Source organism: Streptomyces sp. NPDC060000 (assembly GCF_042737375.1).
Classification (GTDB): Bacteria; Actinomycetota; Actinomycetes; order Streptomycetales; family Streptomycetaceae; genus Streptomyces.
On sequence record NZ_JBHWUU010000029.1, the window covers coordinates 68759 to 91513 of the forward strand.

Below are 22755 nucleotides of genomic sequence, written 5' to 3' on the forward strand. Positions count from 1 at the left end.
CGACAGTGGGGCCGGTGGGGGCACTGGTGCGCTGGTTGCGGGGGGTGCCGGTCTTGACGGGGGTAAGGATGCCGGGGATGCCGTTGCAGGGTTGCGTGACGTAGTGGAGAGCCTTCTTGCTGGCGCGGTGGTCAGGGTGTCGGTAGGCGGACACGGTGCGCTGGTAGGTGCCCCAGGTTGCCTCGGGCGCAACCGGCGGTCTTCGGGGAAACGGTGATCGTCGGTGGCGTTCGGCTTATCAGGTGCGGTCGTGGAGAGTGACTTGGTAGCCGTCGGGATCGGCGAAGGTGAATGTCCGGCCGAAGGGGCCGTCAATCGGTGCGGAGACGATGGTGTGACCGTCGGCGACGAGAGCATCGTGGATGGCCTGGACGTCGGTGGCGTGGAGCCAGATCGCGGCACCAATGCCGGGCTGGGCAACGGATGCGAGATCGGTGCCGGGAACGACGTCGCGGAGTGCGAACGCGATCGGCTTCGTCTCGAAGACGACGGCGTGCGGAGGTCCGGCATGCGAGCGGACGAGGCCGAGGTACTGCTCGTAGAACGCCTGCGAAGCGTCGAGGTCGCGCGCCTGGAGCGAGATGAAGTCGGGGCCGGTGGCGGGCATGATGATGCTCCTTCGCTTCGTGTCAGATTCCTGACACAGACCAATTTATGTCAGACTTCTGACATGAGTCAAAACGGTGCCGGCGTCGACCTGGACAAATCACTGGGCTACCTACTGAAAGAGGCTTCGAGCGCCCTGCGCGCAGCCATGGAGGAGGTGCTGCGGCCACTCGGGATGAGCGTGACGCACTACTCCTGCCTCGAGCTGCTGGCCCAACGGCCGGGCTTGTCGAACTCCGAGCTCGCGCGGGGCGCGTTCGTGACACGGCAGTCGATGAACGTGCTGCTCCAGGCCCTGGAACGAGACGGCTACGTGACCAGGCCCGCGGAGGCACCCGTCGGGAAGGTCCTTCCCGCGCGGCTCACGCCTCGCGGCCGACGGAGCCTGGAGAAGGCGACCGTAGCGGTCCGGTCCGTCGAGGTCAGAATGCTGGCCGGCATGACCGAGACCGAGCAGTCAGGCGCGTTCCGGATCCTGCAGAGCATGATTCATTCCCTGCGCGATGCCAACGACGGTGCATAGCTCGTTCCTCGGCGCACGTCTTGCCGCGCTCGCAATGGAGTGCAGCCGAGCGTGGAAATCCGGGCAGGCGACCTCGAAAACCGACACCTCCCGGCAGCCCGGCCGACCGATGCTGCCTCGGGTGCCTCGGGTGCCTCGGGTGCCTCGGGTGCCTCGGGTGCCTCGGGTGCGTCGGGTGCGTCGGGCGCCCGGGCTGCCGGGCTGCCGGGCTGCCGGACCCACGATCGGTCGCCGGACTGCCGGACTGCTGCGGGCGCTGCGGATGCTCGTCGTCGAGGAGCCGACGGCGAAGTGATCACCCGGTCACCCGGTCACCCGGGGCGAGGTCTCGCGCGGCGGTCACCGTCAGCCGCCCGGCCAGCGGATATGCGGGTGAAACGCACTCCGAAAGCTTGGTATTGTTGTCCCTGTCGCCGCGGGGAGACCTCGCGCAGCGGCAACACCTGGTCCGGGTGGCGGAATGGCAGACGCGCTAGCTTGAGGTGCTAGTGCCCTTTATCGGGCGTGGGGGTTCAAGTCCCCCCTCGGACACTCTCACTCTATGTATCGAGCGGAATCCGCTCGGTCACCAAAGCAATTGCCCGCATTCGGCGTCTCGCCGGGTGCGGGTTTTGTTGTTTCCGTGTCCATTGCCTCCGTAATGTCGCGGAAGCCCGTTTATCGGTTGTCCTGTCGGGTACCTCGGCAGCCCCCTCGCAGGGCTACTTCCCGGACACTCTCCAGTCGCCTGCCAGTACTACTGACGATCCGTCAATGTTCAACCAGGTAAGCATGTTGACGGTCTGTGACTTCATCGTGTGGTGATACGATCACGCTCGCTTGTAGAGCGGGCGGATGGGTGCAAGACGACATCTCCGACTACGGGGACAGTCTGGGCGGTCACCCGGTGCGGGCGGTCCGCCGGTCCACCCGCGTTGACGGGAATTCAGCAACTGGCCGTCAGTCGCCTGAAGAGAGTCTTATGACGCATTACATACAGAACCCGGTACTCTGGGCTCTCCTCGTGGCCGTACTCGTCGCAGTCGCCCTCATTGTTCGGCAGCGCAGGGCGGCGCGTGCTCTGAGGCAGGAGATCACGGGGCTGAGGTCCCACTACTCCGCGTTGGAAAACGAGTACGCGCAATCTGTCGAGGCAGCTCGAGAACGAGCCGAAGACGCTACGAAAACGGTCCTCAAGTCCGCGATGCGGACCCTTCAGGGCCTAGCCGCGGAACAGCAGTTGATTGTCTCCCGGCTGCAGAACAAATACGGCGAGTCGGTTATTCTCCAGGACCTCCTGGAAATCGACCACACGAACTCGCAGTTCGGCCGGCGCGCCCAGTCCATCGCCGTCCTCTGTGACGGCTGGCTGGGACGCGCACGTGATGTCGCGTCCGTGTACGACGTGGTACGCAGCGCGCAGGGCAGGGTTCGCCACTACCGGCGGGTGGAAATCCTCTCGCAGGTCGACTTCGGCATCACGAGCCGTGCGGTCGAACCGGTCGCACTTGCCCTCGCCGAACTGCTCGACAACGCGACGAGCTATTCAAGCCCGGACACCGTCGTCGAAATCAATATTCGCACCGTGCCCAAGGGCATTTGCATCGTCGTGGACGACGCCGGTGTCGGTATGAACGACGAAGAGCGCGCCCGTGCCGACAGGCTCCTGTCGAGCCAGCGGGTCACGGGTGTTTCCGCACTCGGCAACCCGCCGCAGTTCGGCTTCGCGGTGATCGGTGTGCTCAGCGAACGCTTCGGCTTCGAGGTGTCGGTGGACTCCACCTCCCCCTACGGAGGCGTCCGGGCGGTTCTCCTCCTGCCGCACGACCTGCTCACCAACGCACCCGAGCAGAAGGAACCGGCTCCGGTCGCCCCCACCGTCGCCGCCCCGGGCCGCAGCGGTCCCGAAGACGGGCATTCCACCAGCACCACCGCCGACGGCCTGCCGAAGCGGCGCCGCAAGCGGCCCATGGCCATCGTGCCCGGCAGCGCGTCCTCGTCCACTCCCGCCCGCTCGGGCGCCGAGACTGCGGCGATCATGGGCGCCTTCCAGCGGGGCACCCAGTCGGGCCGGGCCACGCCTGCGAGTCCCGTGGAAAAGTCGAGCAGCACACGTGGTGCTGGCAGCGAAGGGCATGAGGTCTCGTGAACGACGATCTGTCATGGATGCTTGACAGTGCCTTGGAGATACCCGGGGCGCTGCATGCCGTCCTCATCTCCGCCGACGGCCTGCTGATGGCTCGGACGCAGGACTTCGACAAGGACGACGCGGACCGGGTGGCCGCCGCGATGAGCGGTGTGCAGTCGCTCAGCCGCTCGCTCGCGTTCTTCTGCGAGGACCCGCAGATGCGGTGGCGGCAGACGCTGGTCGAGTTCGAAGGCGGCTGGGTCTTCCTGATCTCCGCGGGCGAGGGTGCGTACCTCGGCGTCTCCGCCTCGCCGGATGTCGACATGGCGGACATCAGCTTCCGGATGCAGCAGCTCGTCGGCCAGCTCGGCAAGGCCCTGACGACGCCGCCGCGCGAGAACCTCGGCGTGCGGTCATGAACGGGTTCGACGAACTGGAGCCGCAGACGCCGGAGTTAGTGCGTCCGTACGTCATCACCAAGGGCCGCGGGCTGCCCGACGAGGGGCAGCTCTCGCTCATCACCCTGGTCACGGCGGCCGCCGATCACGAGCAGCGGCCGACCCGTCTGTCCCCCGAGGAACAGAACCTGTTGGACCTGTGCTCGGCCGGCTACCTCTCGGTCGCCGAGATCGCGGGGCACACCCAACTGCCCCTGGGCGTGGTGAAGATCCTCCTCGCCGCCCTCACCGAAGGCGGCTATCTCATCACCCGTCCGCCGGTGCAGCGGGCCCCGCTCGCCGACAGGGACATCCTGGAGGAGGTGCTGAATGGTCTCAGGGCCAAGTTTGGATGAGCAGGCCTACGTTCGCGACGGGGCCAGGCAGACGGCGGTCAAGATCCTCGTCGTGGGTCACTTCGCGGTCGGCAAGACCACGTTCATCGGGGCGATCTCCGAAATCGAGCCGCTGACCACCGAAGAGACGATGACGCGGGCCGCCGAGTCCATCGATGACCTCAAGGGGGTCCAGGGCAAGACCACCACCACGGTCGCCATGGACTTCGGCCGTCTCACCATCAGCGACCGTGTCGTGCTGTACCTGTTCGGAACGCCGGGCCAGCAGCGCTTCGTCCAGATGTGGGAGGACATGGCGCGCGGTGCCCTCGGCGCGCTGGTGCTCGTCGACCCCGAGCGGCTCGCGGACTCCTTCGCCGTGATCGACCTGATCGAGCAGTACGGGCTCGACTACGCCATCGCCGTCAACCACTTCGACGGCGCCCCCCTGCGGGACGAGACGGCTCTGCGCGACGCACTCGACCTGCTCGACGACACCCCCGTCGTGACCTGCGACGCGCGAGACGAGCGGTCTTCGGCCGACGCGCTGATCACCCTCGTCCGCCACCTGCAGGACCGCGCACACTAGGAGCAGACATGGACCAACCCACCGCACCCGTGCCCCCGCCCGGGTGCCCGGCGCACCAGCCCGGCGGCAGAGTGCCCCTGTACGGGCCGGAGTTCGCGGCCGACCCGCAGGCCTACTACGCCTACCTGCGCCACTACGGGCCCACCGCGCCCGTGGAGATCGCCCCGGGAGTCGAGGCCACCCTCGTCACCGAATACGCCACCGCCCTCCAACTCCTGCAGGACTCCGGCTCCTTCCGCAAGGATGCGCGCCGCTGGCGGGACTTCAACGAAGGCCGGATCGCTCCCGACAGCCCCGTCCTTCCCGTGCTTGCGTACCGGCCCAACTGCATGTCCTCCGACGGCGCCGAGCACCTGAGGCTTCGTCAGCCCATCACGGACAGCATGGCGCGCATCGACCCGATGCGGCTGAGCCAGAGCGTGGGGCGGATCTCCGACTTCCTCATCTCCCAGTTCGCTGAACGCGGTTCGGCCGATCTCGTCGGCTCCTATGCCAAGCAGCTCCCGCTGTTCGTGTTCAACGAGCTCTTCGGCTGCACCGCCGACATCGGCGACCGTGTCTTCTTCGGCATCTCCGGCATGTTCGACGGAGTCAACGCCGAAAAGGCCAGCGAGGTGCTGTTCCAGGCCGTCGGCGAGCTGATCGCCCTCAAACGGCGCCAGCCCGGTGAGGACGTCACCTCCTGGCTGCTGAAGCATCACGCCGGCCTGTCCGACGAGGAGATGCTGCACCAGGTCTCCCTGCTGCTGGGCGCGGGGGCCGAGCCCCTGGTCAACCTCATCGGCAACACCCTGCACCGGCTGCTCACCGACGACCGGTACGCCCACGAGGGCGGGCTGATCGAGGAGGCGATGGACGACACGTTGTGGGAGAACCCGCCCATGACGAACTTCGCCGCGCACTACCCGGTGTCCGACATGGAGTTCGCCGGCCAGAAGCTCACCGCCGGTGACCTGATGCTGGTCAGCATCGCCGCCGCCAACACCGGTCCCACGCTGTCGGCGGCCCGCAAGGCCGGCAGCAACCGTGCGCACCTCGCCTGGAGCGCCGGCCCGCACGCCTGCCCCTCGAAGGAACCCGCCCGGCAGATCGTCGTGTCGGCCATCGAGAACCTTCTCAACCGGCTGCCCGACGTCGAACTCAGCATTCCCGAGCTAAGCCTGACGTGGCGTCAGGGAGCTTTCAGTCGCGGCCTGGTCACGCTCCCCGCGCGGTTCACCCCCATCAAGCCGGTGAGTCGGCCGAGCCGGCAGAGCACCCACCAGGAGCCGACCCGGGTGAGCGCGGGAGCGCCTCGCCAGTCCGAACAGGCAGGCGTGTGGAGCAAGTTCCTCAACTGGCTGACCAAATGATGCGAGCACTGTTCTCGGCGGCACCGCCGACTGCATGACGTTTCCATCGCCACGGCAACGGCAGTGCGCGGCCAGATCCCGGTGCTGCTCGATACCCGCCCTTCGGGGCGGGTATTTTCCTGCTTCGGGCCGAAGTTCGATGAACCCCGGCACCATCCCGCTCCGCGCTCACTCCTCGCGCAACTCCTGCAGGTAGGGTGCCACGTTGACCTGGGTCGTCGCACTCTCCCGCTGCCCGTACTGACCCGCGACACCGCTCAGGTACGTGGCGATCTCCTTGTGCATGACCTCCGCCTCCGGCAGCACCGCGGCGCCGGTGACGAGCCGCCCGATCCACCGTGCCTGAGCCTCCACCAGCCGCGTGATCGAACCGACGGGGCGGATCAGACCGGCGAAGAACAGACCGGGACGATCGGGGGCGACGACCCGCTTGTACAACTCGACCGTGCCCTGTGCGCCGACCGGGCAGCCGGGCTCCAGGAACGGGAAGGTCGTCCGGTAGCCGGTGCAGTACACGATCGCGTCGGCCTTCACCGACGTGCCGTCGGTGAAGGAGACCTGGCCGCCGTCGACGGCGTCGATCGAGGGCTTCGGTGCGACCGCACCATGGCGGATGCGGCTGAGGATCTCGTCGGAGATGGTGACGGCCGAGGCGAAGACCGGGTGATCCGGCTCGGGCAGCCCGTGGTCACTGAGCTTGCCGCGGGCGATCAGCAGGGTCTGTTCGATGAAACGGCGCTGCTCCGCCAGGGACATGCTGACCCACCACGGCGCGTCGGCGATCTCGTCCAGAGCCATGCCGAACAACTGCTTGGGCATGATGTGCAGTCCCCGGCGCACCGAGAGGACGGTCAGCTCCGCGTGCCGGGAGAGGTCCGCGGCGATGTCCACCGCCGAGTTTCCGAGCCCCACGACGATGACGCGCTGTCCGGCGAACTCGCTGCCGTCGCGGTAGTCGAGGGAGTGCCGAATCGTTCCCTTGAACGTTTCGGCGCCCCTCGGCAGAGCGGGCATCGACGGCTCCGAGTTGTGCCCGGAGGCAACGATCACCTGCGTGAAGCGGCGGGACGAACTCGTACCGTCGGCGTCCCGGCTGACGACCGTCCATCCACCGTCGGCCTCCTGCCGCACGGAATCCACGGTCGTCCCCAGTTCGATGCGGTCCAGTACGCCGGACCACTCGGCGAACGAGCGCAAATAGGAAGCTATTTGACTGTGCCGGGGGTAGAGCGGGTAGGAGGCGGGCATCGGGTAGTCCGAGTAACCCGTGAGGTGCTTGGCGGTGTTGAGGTGCAGGGACAGATAGCCGGGCCCGCGCTCGCCCGCCTGCGGCCGACGCCAGAGCCCGCCGACGTCGCTCGCCTGCTCCAGGCAGACGAAGTCGACACCGGCTGTCTTCAGGGCGTGTGCCGTAGCCAGCCCCGACAGCCCCGCACCGATCACGCACAGCCGCACGGATTCCCCCACAGGTGACACACCATCCTCTCGTGAACCGGCGAATGACTGCCCATCCGGCACTTCCTCCACTCTTGGCCTGTCCGCGACAAGGATCACAGCGTGGTCCGAGGGCAGATCGGGTAATGGGGAGGAAGGGAAGGCTGCAAGCCAGGCTGCGGGGGCCGAGCGCGCGATCCACCTCAGGCGGTGCGCCCGAGGTCCACCGGCGGCCACTCCACTCGCGGCCGGGCCCTTCCGCCGGTCATTCCCCGGCGGACGCCCACAACTTCCGCACATGGCCCAGATGCCGGGTCATGACCTCGTGCACGGCTTGCTCATCGCGAGCCAGCAGGGCGTCCAGGAGCTCCAGGTGCTCCTCGGCGGAGGCCAGCAGACGGCCGGATGCGGAGAGGGCGGTCAGTCCGTAGAGGCGGGCGCGGCCACGCAGACCGCGGACCACCTCGACGAGGTGCGCGTTGCCGGCGAGCGCGAGCAGGCCGAGGTGGAAACGGGTGTCGGCCTCCACATAGGCGATGAGGTCGCCCGCGACCGCGGCGGCGACGATCTCCCGGGCGGCCGGGCGCAGCGCCTCCAGTGACACCGGGTCCGCGGTCGTCGCCAGCGCCACCACGGTGGGGATCTCGATGAGCGCACGGACCTGCGTGTACTCGTCGAGTTGCCTGTCGGAGACCTCGGTGACGCGGAACCCCTTGTTGGGTACCGCGTCCACCAGCCCCTCCTTGGCGAGGTCGAGCATCGCCTCCCGCACCGGGGTCGCCGAGACGCCGAAGCGGGCGGCCAGGGTGGGGGCCGAGTACACCTCGCCGGAGCGCAGTTCACCCGCGATCAGCGCCGCACGCAGGGCGTCGGCGACCCGCTCGCGGTAGCTGGTGGGCCGGCCGCCGAGCACGGGGAGCGACAGAGGGGCGGGCTGCTGCCGGCTGCCGCTCTCGGGCAGGGCGTCCATCGTGGGTCTCCTCGGATGCGGGCTGTGCCTGGTCACCGTGTCATCGCGTCTGTGCCATGTCACGTACCACCATTGTCCACGCTGCCGGAGCCTCCGGTGTCACAGGACGAACCCCGCCGGGAACGGGTCCGTCGGGTCGAGCAGGTACTGCGCCGTCCCCGTGATCCAGGCCCGGCCCGTGAAACTGGGCAGTACCGCCGGGCGGCCGGCGACTTGCGTAGTGCCGAGGAGCCGGCCCGTGAAGCGGGTGCCGATGAAGGACTCGTTGACGAACTCGGTGTGCAGCGGCAGCTCGCCCCTGGCGTGCAGCTGAGCCATGCGCGCGCTCGTCCCCGTACCGCAGGGCGAGCGGTCGAACCAGCCCGGGTGGATGGCCATCGCGTGCCGGGAGTGGCGGGCGGTCGAGCCGGGCGCGTACAGGTGGACGTGATGACAGCCATGGATGGACGGGTCGTCGGGGTGGACCGGTTCTCCCTCGGAGTTGATCGCCTCCATCAGTGACAGCCCCGCTCGCAGGATGTCGTCCTTGCGCGCGCGGTCGAAGGGCAGCCCGAACTCCGCCAGCGGCAGGATCGCGTAGAAGTTGCCGCCGTACGCCAGGTCGTACGTCACCGTCCGCCCGTCGGCCAGCGTCGCCGTGCGGTCCAGCCCGACCGCGAAGGAGGGAACGTTCCGCAAGGTCACGGACGTGGCCGCGCCGTCCTCGACCGCCACCTCGGCGACGACCGGCCCGGCCGGAGTGTCCAGACGGATGGTGGTGACCGGTTCGACGACCTCGACCATGCCCGTCTCGACGAGCACGGTCGCCACCCCGATCGTGCCGTGCCCGCACATCGGCAGATAGCCCGAGACCTCGATGTAGACGACGCCCCAGTCACAGTCCGATCGGGTGGGCGGCTGGAGGATCGCGCCGCTCATGGCGGAGTGGCCGCGGGGCTCGTTCATCAGCAACTGCTTCACGTCGTCGCGGTGTTCACGGAAGTACAGCCGCCGTTCGTTCATCGTCGCGCCGGGGATGGTGCCGATCCCGCCGGTGATCACGCGGGTGGGCATGCCCTCGGTGTGCGAGTCGACGGCGTGCAGGACGAACTTGCTGCGCACGAAGTCCCCTTTTCTTTGCGGAGGTTGCACAGGGCGGCGGCCACTACGCCAGCCCGGCTGCGACGGCCTTCTCGGTGGCCGCGCGGACGGTTGCCTCCTGGTCCGGAAGCAGCGCGACCCGTGGCGGGCGGCAACCACCGCCGTGGCGCCCCACGATGTCCATCGACAGTTTGATCGCCTGCACGAACTCGACGCGTGAGTCCCAGCGCAGCAGCGGGTGAAGCTGACGGTAGAGGGGGAGGGCGGTGGTGAGGTCGCCGGCCACGGCCGCCCGGTACAGCTCCACCGAGGACTTCGGCAGTGCGTTGGGGTAGCCGGCCACCCAGCCCTTGGCTCCGGCCACCGCCAGTTCCAGCAGCACGTCGTCGGCGCCGATCAACAGGTCCAGATCCGGCACGAGTTCCGCGATCCGGTACGCGCGGCGGACATCGCCCGAGAACTCCTTGACGCCCTGGATGTGTCCCTCGCCGTGCAGCCGGGCCAGCAGTTCGGGCACGAGGTCGACCTTGGTGTCGATCGGGTTGTTGTACGCCACGACAGGCAGACCCGCTCCGGCGACCTCCGCGTAGTGGGCCACGACGGCGCGCTCGTCCGCGCGGTAGGCGTTCGGCGGGAGCAGCATCACCGCCGCACAGCCCGCTTCGGCCGCCTGCTCGGTCCAGCGGCGGGCCTCCGCGGAGCCGTAGGCGGCGACGCCCGGCATCACCCGCGCGCCGCCGATCGCTGCCACCGCGGTCTCCACCACCCTGGTGCGTTCCTCGGCCGTGAGCACCTGGTACTCGCCCAGGGAACCGTTGGGTACGACACCGTCACAACCGTTCGCCACCAGCCAGGCGCAGTGCTCGGCGTACCGGTCGTGGTCGACGGAGAGGTCGTCCCGCAGCGGGAGCGCGGTGGCGACCAGCACGCCACGCCAGGGGCGGTGCCGAGGGCTGGCGGGGGCGGGTGCCGCGGCGGGGACGGCGGACGCGGTCATGGGGCGAGTCCCTTCGAGAGGCGACATGGGAGGTGACGTATGAGGTGTGACATAGCACTGTCACTGAACTGCCGGGGGATCGATGGGCGCGGCCAGTACGCCGAGGGGTACCGGGCGGGCCAGCAGCCGTCGTGCGGGGACCGGTTCACAGCCCGCGACGCCGGCCACCCCGGGCTCGCACATGCGGCCCTGGCACCAGCCCATACCGGCCCGGGTCAGCAGTTTCACGGTGCGCAGGTCACCCGCGCCGAGCGTGTCCACAGCCTCGCGTACGGCGCCCGCGGTGACCTCTTCGCAGCGGCACACGACGGTCTCGTCGGTCACCTGCTCCGTCCATCGGACGGGCCGTGCGGCATACGCGGCGTCCAGGGCCGCGAAGAACGACCGCAGCCGCGTACGGGCCCGGGCGGCCGAAGCCCAGTCGTGCGGGTCGGGGACGACGCCCGTCAGCCTTGCCGCCGCCGACCGTCCGGCGATGTGTCCCTCGGCGAGCGACAGCGTCGCGCCGCCGATCCCGGTGGTCTCGCCGGCGGCCCAGACACCGGGGACCTCGGTGCGCTGCTCGTCGTCCACATGGACGCGCGGCCCGTCCAGACGGCAGCCGAGTCCGTCCGCGAGGTCGGTGTGCGGCAGCATGCCGTGGCCGACGGCGAGGGCGTCGCAGGTGAGACGCCGTTCCGCGCCCGGCACCGGTCGGCCCTCGGAGTCCAGCGCGGCGACGGTGACGGACTCCAGCCGCTCGGTACCGTGAGCCTCCACAACTACATGACGGACCATCACGGACACTTTGTGGTACAAGAGTTGGGACGCGTACGCGAATCCCTCGGTGAGTTTCGCGGGGGCCGTGGCCCAGGTTCCGGCGCGGCGTACGAAGTCAGCCGGGCCGGCCGACTCCACCAGGGCGAGGACCTCGACGCCCGCGGCCGCGAGACCGGTGGCGACGGGAAGCAGCAGGGGGCCCGTGCCGGCCACGACCGCCGTACGGCCGGGCAGGACGAGCCCGCCCTTCAGCAACGCCTGGGCGCCGCCCGCGGTGACCACACCGGGCAGCGTCCAGCCCGGGAACGGCAGGACCTTCTCGTAGCCGCCCGTCGCCAGCAGTACTCCGTCGGCGTGGACCGCGACGGACTCCTCCTGTTGCGGGCCGATCAGCGCATGCACGGTGAAATCCTGCGATCCCCTTTCCACGCACCACACATGATGGTCACTCAGTTGCGTGACACTCTCGGCGGCGAGGCGGTCGTCGAGCCCGGCACCCAGTCGCCGCCAGGTGCGCCACTGGTGGTGGAGGGCCTGTGGACGCCCGGCGCCGAGTCCCGGTGCGGGCTGCCGGTAGAACTGTCCGCCCGCCGCCGCGGCCGAGTCGATCAGTACCACCCGTACGCCCCGGGCCGAGGCTGCCAGGGCGGCGGCGAGACCGGCCGGGCCCGCTCCGATCACCGCCAGTACCGGGCGGTGATCACTCATCGTGGCCCGTACCGATCTGCGTACGGACGTCCGCGCCCGGCACGGCCGGTACCAGACAGGCCCGTTGGCCGGGGCGGCCGTCGACGGTCACCAGGCAGTCGAAGCACACGCCGATCCCGCAGAAGACCCCGCGCGCCCGCCCCGAGTCCCGCGTGGTGCGCCAGGCGGTGACGCCGGACGCCCACAGTGCGGCGGCGATCGTCTGCCCGGGCAGTGCCTCGATCTCCCGGCCGTCGAACGTGACGGTGAACGGGGCGCCGGGGCGGGCCCGCACCAACTTCAGGGGGTTCACGGAGCGCCCTCCTCGGGGAAGCGGTCAAGGCGGCCGGGACGGTCGGTTCGGCAGTCGGTTCGGCCGGGGCGGTCGAAGCAGTCGGGGCGGTCGAAGCGCTCGGGGCGGAACGGTGTCAGGTCCAGCTCCGGGCGCTCACCGGTGAGCGCCTGCGCTATCAGGCGCCCGGTGCCGGTCGCGAGCCCGATGCCCGCGCCCTCGTGCCCGCAGGCGTGGAACAGCCCGGGTACCCGTGGGTCGGGCCCGACGGCGGGCAGATGGTCGGGCAGACAGGGGCGGAAGCCGAGGTACGTGCGCATCGCCCGTACGTGTTCCAGGAACGGGAACAGGCGCGTCGCGCCCGCTGCCAGAGCACGGAGGACAGGCAGCGAGAAGGACCGGTCGAAGCCGACCCGTTCACGGCTCGCGCCGATCAGCACCGGTCCGGCGGCGGTCCCCTCGACGACCGGTGAGGTCTGCAGGGCGGCCGAGTCGCTCGCCACGTCGGCCACATAGCCGGCGGCGTACACCTTGTGCCGCACCCGGCGCGGCAGCGGCTCGGTGACCAGGACGAAGCCGCGGCGGGGGAGCACGGGCAGCCCGACCCCCGCCAGCGCGGCGACCTCGGCCCCCCAGGTCCCGGCCGCGTTGACCACGACCGGCGCCAGGATGTCGCCCCGGTCGGTGCGGACGCCCCGCACGGCGCCGGCGGTGTCACGCAGTACCCGCGTCACCGTGCGGCCGGTCTCCAGACGCGCACCCGAGGCCCGTACCAGGTGAGCCGCGGCCAGGGTGGGCATGACCTGGGCGTCCTGCGGGTACAGCACGCCGCCCGCCTGCCCCGGCGCCAAGTACGGCTCCAGTTCATGGAGTTGCTCGGCGTCGACCCGGACCGCCGTCACCCCGGCCGTACGCTGCCCCGCCGCCAGGTCCGTCAGGGAGCTGAGCGCCTCCGGCGTTGCGGCGACGACCAGGCCGCCCTTGGGCTCGTACTCGACGGCCGCGCCCAGCTCCTGGGCCAGTTCGGCCCACAACCGCACGGAAAGCAGAGCCAGTTGCAGCTCGGGTCCGGGCACCTTGTCGGAGACGAGGAGGTTGCCCTCGCCCCCGCCGGTCGTGCCGCCGGCCACCGGGCCCCGGTCGACCAGGATCACGTCCAGTCCGGCACGGGCCGCGTACAACGCGCAGGCGGCGCCCACCATGCCGGCGCCGACGACCACGACGTCACCGCTCGGTCGCTTGGTCACAGCAGTAATATGTCACATGGTTCTGGTAGGAGGAAGAAGACCGGAGCGGGGAGGCGCGCTCGGCCGAGCCAGGCGCGCTCAGTCGAACTCGCTGGGCTCCGGCGCCGGCGAACGGCCTTCCCGCACGTCCTTGAGCCGTGTGACGCCGTGGCTGACCGCGTCCTCGGTGCTGTCGTGGTCCGCGCCGTCCGTTCCGCCGTTGGTCACCGTGATCGCGTCGTCCCCGACCCGTACCACGGCGACATCCATGGTGAGCGTGACCGGGGTGCCACCGGAGGGGCCCGCCACCGTCACGGTGAGGCCCTGCCGGGTGTCGCCCGCCTTGGGCAGGGAGGCCACGACGACCTGCACGGTACGGGTGGAGCCGTCGGAGGCGACCGCGTTGAACTGGTCGCACGTGGTCGGCAGCGCTTTCAGCCAGTCGAACGACTGGTCCAGGCCGGCCGGCGTATAGGCGGCGACCTGGTAGAGCAGCCGCGACGCGCCCTCGGTGAAGCCGGTGAGCGCCGACGGGCCGGGCGGAGTCCCCAGGAGGTCTTCGTCGTAGAGCCCGTCGAGCAGGCGTTGGCAGTCGGCCGCCTGGGTCTTGCCGGTGAGGAACTGGGCGGCGTCGACGGTGCCGATGAGCAGCCGGTTCCGCCAGCTGGCCGCGCTCTTCACCTGCGTCCAGTTGTCCTCCAGGTCGCCCTCGGTGATCAGCGCCGTCTGTGCGCCGGCCGAGGTGAGCGGCGTGATGGTGGGGGAGGCGGTGGCGGACCGTTGTCCGGCCGACGAGGTCGTGGCGCTCGAGCTCGTCGACGCGCCGTCGTCCCCGTCCGAACAGGCCGCCGCGGCGAGCAGCGTTCCGGCGGCCAGGACGGCGGCCAGCACCCGGGCCGGACGGCCGGGGCGCGTCGGCCCGGCCGGACCTGACGGGCCGGAGGGGCGGGGCGGGGTGGACGGGCGGGACGACTGACGAGGGCTGGTCACGGATACCTCCTGAGGACGGTTCGGGGACGGGACGGGGCGGGGCGGGGCGGGGCCGGTCCCGCGTGGACGCGCCCCCGGCGGGTTCCCGAGGGTTCCTCTCGTCGGCCTGGGTGCTTCCCGGGCACCCTGTGAGCTCTGGTGGGGCTACCACTGCCCCTCCACGGCATCACCGGCCGGGCCGCTCGACCAGCGCATGGAGCCGTACGGGTGAACCGGCGGGCGGGACGGGACGCGGGGGGAACGGAGGGGCCGGCCGGGAAAATACGAGGTGGTCCGGGCCGTAACCGGGGCATCATGGCGGTCCTGTCACCCGGCCACGGGGGCGGGAGACCTGCATCAGGGGAACGACCGGGGGCACCTGTGACCGTCACCAGCATCCTGCTGTCCGGAATCGTCGGCTCGACCGCGTACGGGCTCGCGCGCGAAGGCTCCGACGTGGACCGCCTCGGCATGTTCGCCGCCCCCACCGAGGAACTGCACGGACTGCACCGGCCGAAGGAGTCGCACGTCAGCACGGCACCCGACCGCACGCTGCACGAGGCCGCCAAGTGGTGCCGGCTCGCCCTCGGCGGCAACCCGACCGTGATGGAACTCGTCTGGCTGCCGACCGAGCTGTACGAGGTGCGGACCCCGTTGGGCGACGAACTCATCGAGCTGCGCGAGACGTTGCTCAGTGCCCGACGGGTGCGCGACGCCTATCTCGGCTACGCCACCCAGCAGTTCCGCAGGCTGCAGAACCGCAACGACGGCACCTTCTCCTCGGACACCCGCAACCGGACCGCCAAGCACGCCCGCCACCTCAAGCGGCTGTGCACCCAGGGCTACGAGCTGTACTCCACCGGTCGGTTGACGATCCGCGTCGAGGATCCGGAGAGCTACCACAGGTTCGGTGAACAGGTGGCCGCCGATCCCGAGGCCGCGCTGCCGCTGCTGCGCGGTTTCGAGGAGGCGTTCGCCGAGACGCGCAGCGTGCTGCCCGAAGAGCCCGACGAGACGGCCGCCGACGCGTGGCTGCGCCGGGTGCGCAGGCAGTTCTACCCGGCGACGCAGGCCGTGTCCGTGTGAACGACGGGCACGATCCGTGCGTCGGGGCGGCCGGCGGCGGGCGCGACAAACCACGTGCGGAGCATGCGGGTTCGCCCCTACACTCGCCAACACCGAGTGCGGCCCACGACATGGGCGGCGCCGTACCGAGACGAACGAGGGGAGCCCGGCCATGCGTGTCCACGCCGCTGTCGTCGCTCCCCGCTCCCGCTACGAGGTGATCCTCGTGTCTCCGTCCGTCCGGTGCTCGCTGCGCGGCCGGCACCGGGCCTCCTGACGAAGGTCCGAACACAGCAACACGCTTTCGACCCGGTGCTTGCGCACCGCACCTGATGGTGCGTCACGCACGTGTTCCGCCTTCGTCCGGAAAATCGCGCTGCCCGTTCTCGGAACACCCCGAAAGGCCAAGGGCCGTGCGCAACAACCTCGACCGTCAGCTCTCCGTCGTCCGCAACCTGGGCATCCTCGCCCACGTCGACGCCGGCAAGACCACCGTCACCGAGCGGATCCTGTACGCCACCGGGACCACGCACAAGCGCGGCGAGGTCCACGACGGCACGACCATCACCGACTTCGACCCCCAGGAGCGCGACCGTGGAATCACCATCTTCGCCGCGGCCGTCAGCTGCGACTGGGACGGTCACCGGATCAACCTGATCGACACCCCCGGGCACGTCGATTTCGCCGACGAGGTGGAACGATCCCTGCGGGTGCTCGACGGGGCGGTGGCGGTGTTCGACGCCGTCGCGGGCGTGGAGCCGCAGAGCGAGTCCGTGTGGCGGCAGGCCGACCGGCACGGCGTGCCGAGGATCGCGTTCGTCAACAAACTGGACCGGGTGGGCGCCGATCTCGACACCGCGGTGGCGTCGATCCGGGAACGCCTTCATCCGGTTCCGCTGGTCGTACACCTGCCGATCGGTGCGGAAGACGGCTTCACCGGCGTGGTCGACCTGCTGCGGATGCGGGCGCTGACCTGGAGCGACGGCGGTGAAGCGGCCGTCGAGAGCGCCGTGCCGGAAGATCTCCGGGAGGAGGCGCTGCGTCGGCGTCGGCTGCTGGAGGAGACCGTGGCGGAGCGGCATCCGGCCGCGCTGGAGGAGTTCTGCGACCGGGAGACGGTCTCCGCCGAGACCCTCTCCGGTGCTTTGCGCGACCTGACCCGTACGGGCGACGGAGTGGTGGTGCTGTGCGGCTCGGCCTACCGCAACCGTGGGATCGAACCGCTGCTCGACGCCGTCGTCGCCTATCTGCCGTCGCCGCTGGACGTGCCACCCGTACGCGGTGTGCCTGGTGGCGTCCACGGGAAGCGAGGTGCCGAGGGCGGTGTGCGTGATGCCCAGGACGGTATGCCTGATGGCCAGGGCGGTGTGCGTGACGCCGTCGGCGAAGAACGGCCCGCCGACCCGTCCGCGCCGTTCGCGGCCCTCGCGTTCAAGGTCGCTGCCACCGCGACCGGCCGGCTCACCTACCTGCGGGTGTATTCCGGCACGATCGAGAAGGGAGACGCGGTGTGGGACTCGGGCGCGCGGCGTACCGAGCGGGTCGGCCGGATCCTGCGGGTGCAGGCCGACCGGCATGCCCGGCTGGAGCGGGCGGTCGCCGGGGACATCGTGGCCGTGGTGGGGCTGAGGTCGGCCCGTGCGGGTTCGACTCTGAGCGCGCCGGAGGCACCGGTCGTCCTCGAACCGCCCGGGGTCGCCGACCCGGTCGTCTCCGTGGCGGTGGAGTCGCGCACGAGCACCGACGCCGACCGGCTGGCCACGGCGCTTGCCCGGCTGGCCGAGGAGGACCCGTCGCTGGTCGTCCGGACCGACCCCGAGACCGGTCAGACGGTGCTGTCGGGCTTGGGTGAACTGCACCTGGAGGTCGCGGTGGAGAAGATCCGCCGCAGCCTTGGTCTGGAGGTCAACGTGGGCCGCCCGAGGGTGACTTACCGCGAGACGGTCGCCCGAGGGGTGTCCGGTCTGGTCTTCCGGCATGTCAAACAGGACGGCGGGGCGGGGCAGTTCGCCCAGGTCGTGCTCGACGTCGAGCCGCTCGGCGCGGACGAGGCGGGAGTCGGTGCGGAGACCGGCTTCGTGTTCCGGTCGGCCGTCGTCGGTGGACGGGTGCCGCAGGAGTACGTCCGCGCGGTCGAGGCCGGCTGCCGGGACGCCCTCGCCGAGGGTCCCGTGGGCGGGCACCCGGTCACCGGGCTGCGGGTCACCCTGACGGACGGGGCGACCCATGTGAAGGACTCCTCGGAGATGGCCTTCCGCACGGCCGGCCGGCTCGGGCTGCGGGAGGCCCTGGGCGGCTGCGCGATGGTCGTGCTGGAACCGGTCGTCGAGGTGACCGTCACCGTCCCCGAGGACGCGGTCGGCGGGGTTCTCGGGGACCTGGCCGCCCGGCGTGGGCGGGTCACCGACTCGGCCGTGCGCGGCGGTTCGGCGGTGGTCACCGCCACCGTGCCGCTGGCCGAACTGTTCGGCTACGCGACCCGGCTGCGGAGCCGGACCCAGGGCCGGGGCACGTTCTCGGCCCGGCCGACGGGCTACGCCCCGGCGCCGGTGACGGCGACGCGGCAGTAGGCCCCGGTGGGCCCGCGTCCCCGCCTCCGCGAGGCCGCAGGCCCTCGGCCCTGCGGAAGGTTCGTGCCACGGACAGTGACGTTCGTGGCACGAACCGAGAGGGGCCGCCTGCCGAGCGGCTCGGCGACCGTGTCACCCACTGGGCCACCCTGAACGAACCCCTGTGCTCGGCCTGGATCGGCCACCTCGAAGGCACGATGGCCCCCGGCCTCACGGACCTGACGGCCGCCGTCCGCGCCTCCTACCACCTGCTCCTCGGCCACGGGCTCGCCGTCCAGGCCATCCGGGCGGCGGTCCCGCACGCCGAGATCGGCATCGTCAACAACCTCTCCACCGTCCACCCCGCCACCGACCGCCCCGAGGACATCGCCGCCGTCCGCCGCATGGACGGTCACACCAACCGCTGGTGGCTCGACCCGGTGCACGGCCGGGGCTTCCCGGCCGACATGCGGGAGGTGTACGGCGTCGAACTCCCCGAGCGCGAAGGCGACTTGACGGTAATCGCCGCACCGCTGGACTGGCTGGGCCTGAACTACTACTTCCCGGCCACCGTGAGCGACGATCCCGACGGGCCCGCCCCGCACGCCCGTTCCGTCCGCCGGGCCGGCGTCCCGCGCACCGGCATGGACTGGGAGGTCGCCCCGAGCGGCATCGAGACGCTCCTGCTGCGCCTGACCGACGAGTACGGGGCCCGCCGCCTGTACGTCACGGAGAACGGTTCCGCCTCCCCGGACGTCGTCCGCTCCGACGGCAAGGTCGACGACCCCGAGCGCCAGGCCTACCTGACCGGCCACCTCGCCGCCTGCGCCTCAGCGGCCCGCAAGGGCGCCCCCCTGGCCGGCTACTTCGCCTGGTCCCTGCTGGACAACTTCGAGTGGGCGTACGGCTACGACAAGCGCTTCGGCCTCGTCCACGTCGACTACCGCACCCAGACCCGCACGATCAAGGGCACGGGACGCCATTACGCGGAGATCATCCGGAGCCACCGGGAGGGGGTGGCGAAGGCCGCGTGAGGGGGCGGGGCGTGGCGGGGGCGGGTGCGTGAGCCCGGCCGGTCCGTACGCTCGGTCAGCGTACGGGCACATTCTGTGGACGGTACGCACCGCCGTCCGTCACTCTGGGTGCCTACGGGCGTGGGGGCGACCGACAGCACGTGTACGGAACCGGAGGTGGCCGCGGATGACCGACGGCGGCGGCATGGAGAACAACGACGACGCAACGGGGGGCGAGGCGGAGCGTGAGCCCGACCCCTCGGACAGCCTGCGGACCTTCGGGGCGGTCACGCAAGCGCTGCGCGAGCACGCGGGGTACAGCAGGGCGCAGTTCGCGGACCTGGTCCGGTTCTCCAGACACACCGTCGAGTCGGTGGAGTTGGGCCGTCGGATGCCGGATGTGGCGTTCGTCGAGCGCGCGGACGAGCTGCTCGGTAACACCGGTGCGCTACGCAAGGGTTCCAAGTACGTGACACGGGGGCGGGGCGATGTCGGGCTGGCGGCTTGGTTCCGGCAGTGGGCCCGGCTGGAGCGGGTCGCGGTGAGCCTGTGCACGTACGAGTGCAGGCTGGTGCCGGGGTTGTTGCAGTCGGAGGGGTATGCGCGGGCGGTGTTCGAGGGAACCGTCCCCGTAACACCGGACGATCAGTTGGAAAGCTTCATGGCCATGCGGATGGAGCGACAACGACTGTTGTTCGAGCGACCGACGACGCCGTTCAGCTTCATCGTCGAGGAACATGTGTTCCGGCGCCGATTCGGGGACGCGGAGCACATGCGGGCCATGTTCGACCACGCGCTGGAGCTGAGTGCGCCGCGCAACGTGACCTTGCAGATCGTGCCGTTGGAAGCTGGATTGCATGCTTGTCTGGATGGGCCTGTGCAGCTTTTGGAGACGCCAAGGGGACAACGCCTTGCGTACTCCGAGGGGCAGCAGAACGGCCGTCTGATCTCCGACCCGAAAGAGGTGAATCTCCTCCAGCAGCGCTATGACACACTGCGCTCGCAGGCCCTGAACGCCAAGGACTCGCGGGGTCTGCTGGAGCGACTCCGAGGAGAGCTATGAGCACGACGGAACTGGCCTGGTACAAGTCCAGTTACAGCGGCAGCCAGGGTGACAGTTGTGTCGAGGTGGCCCTCACCGGACAGGCCGTGTGCGTGCGGGACTCCAAAGATGTGACGCGCCCTCACTTCGCGGTCGCGCATGAGGGATGGGAGCGGTTCGTGGGGTTCGTGGCGGAGGTCTGAGTGGTCTTCGGCCCCTGCGTGCCTGTCGGTCCCGTCGGACCGGCGAAGGCCGGTCCCGGTCAGTAGCAGTACCACGGCGAGACCGGACGTGACGCAAGCGGCCACGAACACGTCTCTGCTTTCGTCCGCGAACATGCCGGCGGCCGTCAGGGCGAAGAACACTCCGAAGGCTTGCGGGATCGTCCCGGAGGGCATCGGGCTCGGTGTCCGCCATTTCCTGCGAGGGATCCACAGGCGCAGCAGTTCCGCCGTGGCAGCGAAGGCGAAGAGCCTGGAGGGGATCATCAGCCCCAGGGGAGCGGTGTTGTCGCCCAGTTCGCCCGCGTCGCCGTGCCGATCCAGGTGGGCGGACAGTTCGGCCTGGAGGGCGAGCATCTGGTCCGCCATCGCGTCGAACTCGGCGCGGCGTTCGGCGGCGAGACGTGTGGCCTCGCGTTCGGCGGTGGCGAGGCGTTCAAGTGTCTCCGCGTGGAGCTGGGCAGCTTCCGCGTGTGCGGCTTCCGCTGTGCCGGGAGCCTCGGCCAGCTCCCCCTGGAGGCGGGTGCGCTCGGCCTCGATGATCTCGGCGATGCGGTGACGTTCGTCCGGCGGAAGTACGTGCGGGGCACGGGACTCGGCGCGGGCGAGAGTGGCCCGGCGCCACTCCATCAGCGGTCGGCCCCGGTGCTCGCCGATGCCGTTGATGTGCACCTTGCGGCCCTGGGCGCGGTGGATGTAGAGGACCTCGCCGCCCTTGCCGTTGGGTGCCTTGCCCCAGCTGACGCGGGTGAAGTCGGCGGCTGTGGTGATGCCCTGGGCTGCGAGGGCCCGGACCAGGCCGCTGCCGATGCCGTTCACCTCGCTTGCACTGAGGCGGCTGCTGTTGAGCGTGCGCTCGATGGACTCACGGCGCAGGACGGCGAGAGCTTGTCTTTCCTGGTGGTCCCGTTTGCCGTCGAGGCCGTTCAGCCGGCGGGTGAGGGAACGCTCCTGGCGCGCCTGCTTCTCGTGGATGCGTTGCAGTGCCTTGCCACGGGTGGCTTCCGCGCGGCTCCGGTCCCTCGCCTCGCGGTTCAGGCGGCGGCGGTCGGCGAGCTCGAACGGGCGGTGCTTGTCGAGCAGACGGCGGAGGGCACGTATCGACTCGATCAGGCGGCGGCGGTCCGCGCGTACGTCCGGGAGGGCGGTGGGTGGGACGGAAGTGAGTCCGTCCCGGCTGGAGGTCGTGCTGTCGATCAACGGGGACTCACTCGGAGGGCGGGGTCGGTGTGACCGGCAGGCAAGGCCCGGCAGGGCCGGGAAGGCCCGGTCGAGGGGCGAGTCGGTCCGCCTGGGCCTGCGTGTTCAGGACGTGCGTGTGCATAGGGAGGCGGACTCTCCGGATACGGGAAAGGTCGCATCGAACAGTGAAGGACATGCGTCCATGCCCATGCCCATGCCCATGCCCATGCCCATGCCCATGCCCATGCCCATGCCCAGGGCCAGAGCGCGGGCGGGCACCGGTGGGTATTCCGGTTGTCGTGTCCCCACCGCCCTGAAACGCTCGCGCTCATGCCCACCTTCACCGCACCCGACGGAACCCGTCTCGCCTATCACGAGTCGGGAGACGGCCCGTCTCTGGTCTGCCTGCCCGGCGGCCCCATGCAGTCCGCCGCCTACCTGGGAGATCTCGGCGGGCTCACCTCCCACCGCCGGCTGATCGGACTGGATCCGAGAGGTACGGGGGAGTCGGCGACCCCGGAGGACGTGACGTCGTACCGCTGCGATCGTCAGGTCGATGACATCGAGGCGCTGCGCGAGCACCTCGGGCTCGACCGCGTCGACCTGCTCGCGCACTCCGGCGGAGCCAACCTGGCGGTTCTCTACGCCGCCCGGCACCCCGACCGCGTCGCCCGTCTCCTGCTGATCACCCCGAGCGTGTTCGCCGTCGGTCTCGAGATCACCGCCGAGGACCGTCTGGCGACCGCCCGCCTACGGCGCGACGAGCCTTGGTTCACGCCTGCGTACGAGGCCCTGGAGGCGGTCACCGTGGGCCGAGCCACGGCCGACTCCTGGCAGGCGGTCGCCCCCTTCTGGCACTCCCGCTGGGACGAGGCGGCCCGGGCCCTCGACGAGGCCGGTGAGCGGGCCAAGAACCCCGAGGCCGCGGCCGGGTATGCAGCCGAGGGTGCTTTCACGCCCACGGTCACCCGCCGGTCTCTCGCCGACTTCCTGTCCCCGGTCCTCCTCCTCGCCGGCCAGTGGGACGTGGCGGCTCCGCCGCGGGTGATGCGGGAGTTCGCCGAGCTGTTTCCGAAGGGCGAACTCACCGTGCAGCCGGACGCGGGTCACTATCCATGGCGGGACGCCGCGGGGTTCGTGGCGAGAGCGCAGGCCTTCCTCGGCGGGCCTGCCTGAGGCCCTGCCCTCGCCTCCCGGCCGGTGGTGGGGGCGGTCGGCACGGCGGGCCCGGTGCCGTCCGCCCCGCGAGACCGCTGCGCCGGGGGGGGGGGGTGGGGTGAGGGGGGGGGGCCCGGGGGGAGTAGGGTTGTGTTTATCAAA

General features: G+C 70.5%; 21 protein-coding genes, 1 tRNA gene and 1 pseudogene. 14 read left to right on the top strand and 9 right to left on the bottom strand.

The window, feature by feature from the left end; all coding sequences use genetic code 11:
• Positions 1-238: 238 nt before the first annotated feature.
• A complete protein-coding gene (locus tag ACFWBB_RS17570) occupies positions 239-607 on the bottom strand; it encodes a VOC family protein (protein ID WP_385272475.1) in 369 nt (122 codons plus the stop codon).
• Between the two features lie 63 nt (positions 608-670).
• Between ACFWBB_RS17570 and ACFWBB_RS17575 the strand changes: the two genes are divergently transcribed.
• The 7 genes from ACFWBB_RS17575 to ACFWBB_RS17605 all read left to right on the top strand — a co-directional run bounded on the left by ACFWBB_RS17575 (position 671) and on the right by ACFWBB_RS17605 (position 5949).
• Positions 671-1129 carry a MarR family winged helix-turn-helix transcriptional regulator gene (locus tag ACFWBB_RS17575; protein WP_385272478.1) on the top strand — a complete coding sequence of 153 codons (459 nt, stop codon included), beginning with the start codon at positions 671-673 and terminating at the stop codon, positions 1127-1129.
• A 446-nt stretch (positions 1130-1575) separates the two neighbouring features.
• Positions 1576-1660 (top strand) — tRNA-Leu (locus ACFWBB_RS17580).
• Positions 1661-2090: 430 nt separating this feature from the next.
• Complete coding sequence (locus tag ACFWBB_RS17585; protein WP_385272481.1) at positions 2091-3257, top strand: ATP-binding protein; 1167 nt, start codon at positions 2091-2093, stop codon at positions 3255-3257.
• Positions 3254-3655, top strand: a complete 402-nt coding sequence (locus ACFWBB_RS17590) for a roadblock/LC7 domain-containing protein (protein ID WP_385272484.1) — start codon at positions 3254-3256, stop codon at positions 3653-3655. Before ACFWBB_RS17585 ends, ACFWBB_RS17590 begins: the two co-directional genes overlap by 4 nt.
• Positions 3652-4029: a DUF742 domain-containing protein gene (locus ACFWBB_RS17595; RefSeq protein WP_020125672.1), complete on the top strand. Its 378-nt coding sequence runs from the start codon at positions 3652-3654 to the stop codon at positions 4027-4029. The genes ACFWBB_RS17590 and ACFWBB_RS17595 overlap by 4 nt, the downstream gene beginning before the upstream one ends.
• Positions 4004-4597 (top strand): ATP/GTP-binding protein, encoded by a 594-nt coding sequence (locus tag ACFWBB_RS17600; protein WP_385272487.1) that lies wholly within the window; start codon positions 4004-4006, stop codon positions 4595-4597. The genes ACFWBB_RS17595 and ACFWBB_RS17600 overlap by 26 nt, the downstream gene beginning before the upstream one ends.
• Before the next feature lie 8 nt (positions 4598-4605).
• The gene (locus ACFWBB_RS17605) at positions 4606-5949 is read left to right on the top strand and encodes a cytochrome P450 (RefSeq protein ID WP_385272490.1); all 1344 of its coding nucleotides are present in this window, start codon (positions 4606-4608) and stop codon (positions 5947-5949) included.
• 168 nt (positions 5950-6117) lie between these two features.
• Here the strand turns inward: ACFWBB_RS17605 and ACFWBB_RS17610 are convergent, their stop codons facing one another.
• The 8 genes from ACFWBB_RS17610 to ACFWBB_RS17645 form a co-directional block, all read right to left on the bottom strand.
• Positions 6118-7404, bottom strand: coding sequence for a flavin-containing monooxygenase (locus ACFWBB_RS17610; RefSeq protein ID WP_385272535.1), 1287 nt, complete (start codon positions 7402-7404; stop codon positions 6118-6120).
• A gap of 244 nt (positions 7405-7648) precedes the next feature.
• Positions 7649-8353 carry a GntR family transcriptional regulator gene (locus ACFWBB_RS17615; RefSeq protein WP_385272493.1) on the bottom strand — a complete coding sequence of 235 codons (705 nt, stop codon included), beginning with the start codon at positions 8351-8353 and terminating at the stop codon, positions 7649-7651.
• Between the two features lie 99 nt (positions 8354-8452).
• A complete protein-coding gene (locus ACFWBB_RS17620; RefSeq protein WP_385272496.1) occupies positions 8453-9454 on the bottom strand; it encodes a proline racemase family protein in 1002 nt (333 codons plus the stop codon).
• Positions 9455-9497: 43 nt separating this feature from the next.
• On the bottom strand, positions 9498-10430 hold the full coding sequence (locus tag ACFWBB_RS17625) for a dihydrodipicolinate synthase family protein (protein ID WP_385272499.1): 933 nt from the start codon (positions 10428-10430) through the stop codon (positions 9498-9500).
• 60 nt (positions 10431-10490) lie between these two features.
• Complete coding sequence (locus tag ACFWBB_RS17630; RefSeq protein WP_385272502.1) at positions 10491-11897, bottom strand: FAD-dependent oxidoreductase; 1407 nt, start codon at positions 11895-11897, stop codon at positions 10491-10493.
• Entirely contained in the window at positions 11890-12189 is a 300-nt protein-coding gene (locus ACFWBB_RS17635) for a (2Fe-2S)-binding protein (protein WP_385272505.1), read from the bottom strand. Before ACFWBB_RS17635 ends, ACFWBB_RS17630 begins: the two co-directional genes overlap by 8 nt.
• Positions 12186-13415: an NAD(P)/FAD-dependent oxidoreductase gene (locus tag ACFWBB_RS17640; RefSeq protein ID WP_385272508.1), complete on the bottom strand. Its 1230-nt coding sequence runs from the start codon at positions 13413-13415 to the stop codon at positions 12186-12188. The genes ACFWBB_RS17635 and ACFWBB_RS17640 overlap by 4 nt, the downstream gene beginning before the upstream one ends.
• 78 nt (positions 13416-13493) lie before the next feature.
• Positions 13494-14285, bottom strand: a complete 792-nt coding sequence (locus ACFWBB_RS17645) for a hypothetical protein (RefSeq protein ID WP_385272538.1) — start codon at positions 14283-14285, stop codon at positions 13494-13496.
• Positions 14286-14744: 459 nt separating this feature from the next.
• Between ACFWBB_RS17645 and ACFWBB_RS17650 the strand changes: the two genes are divergently transcribed.
• From ACFWBB_RS17650 to ACFWBB_RS17680, 7 genes and pseudogenes are all read left to right on the top strand, one after another.
• Positions 14745-15449, top strand: coding sequence for a DNA polymerase beta superfamily protein (locus ACFWBB_RS17650; protein ID WP_385272511.1), 705 nt, complete (start codon positions 14745-14747; stop codon positions 15447-15449).
• A 392-nt stretch (positions 15450-15841) separates the two neighbouring features.
• A complete protein-coding gene (locus ACFWBB_RS17655) occupies positions 15842-17998 on the top strand; it encodes an elongation factor G (protein ID WP_385272514.1) in 2157 nt (718 codons plus the stop codon).
• 110 nt (positions 17999-18108) lie between these two features.
• Positions 18109-19011, top strand: a pseudogene (locus ACFWBB_RS17660) (family 1 glycosylhydrolase); the annotation flags it as partial.
• Between the two features lie 166 nt (positions 19012-19177).
• The gene (locus ACFWBB_RS17665) at positions 19178-20053 is read left to right on the top strand and encodes a helix-turn-helix domain-containing protein (protein WP_385272517.1); all 876 of its coding nucleotides are present in this window, start codon (positions 19178-19180) and stop codon (positions 20051-20053) included.
• Positions 20050-20235 carry a DUF397 domain-containing protein gene (locus tag ACFWBB_RS17670; RefSeq protein ID WP_385272520.1) on the top strand — a complete coding sequence of 62 codons (186 nt, stop codon included), beginning with the start codon at positions 20050-20052 and terminating at the stop codon, positions 20233-20235. Before ACFWBB_RS17665 ends, ACFWBB_RS17670 begins: the two co-directional genes overlap by 4 nt.
• Before the next feature lie 330 nt (positions 20236-20565).
• Positions 20566-21486 carry a hypothetical protein gene (locus ACFWBB_RS17675; RefSeq protein WP_385272523.1) on the top strand — a complete coding sequence of 307 codons (921 nt, stop codon included), beginning with the start codon at positions 20566-20568 and terminating at the stop codon, positions 21484-21486.
• A gap of 279 nt (positions 21487-21765) precedes the next feature.
• Positions 21766-22611 (top strand): alpha/beta fold hydrolase, encoded by an 846-nt coding sequence (locus ACFWBB_RS17680; RefSeq protein ID WP_385272526.1) that lies wholly within the window; start codon positions 21766-21768, stop codon positions 22609-22611.
• Positions 22612-22755 lie beyond the last annotated feature (144 nt).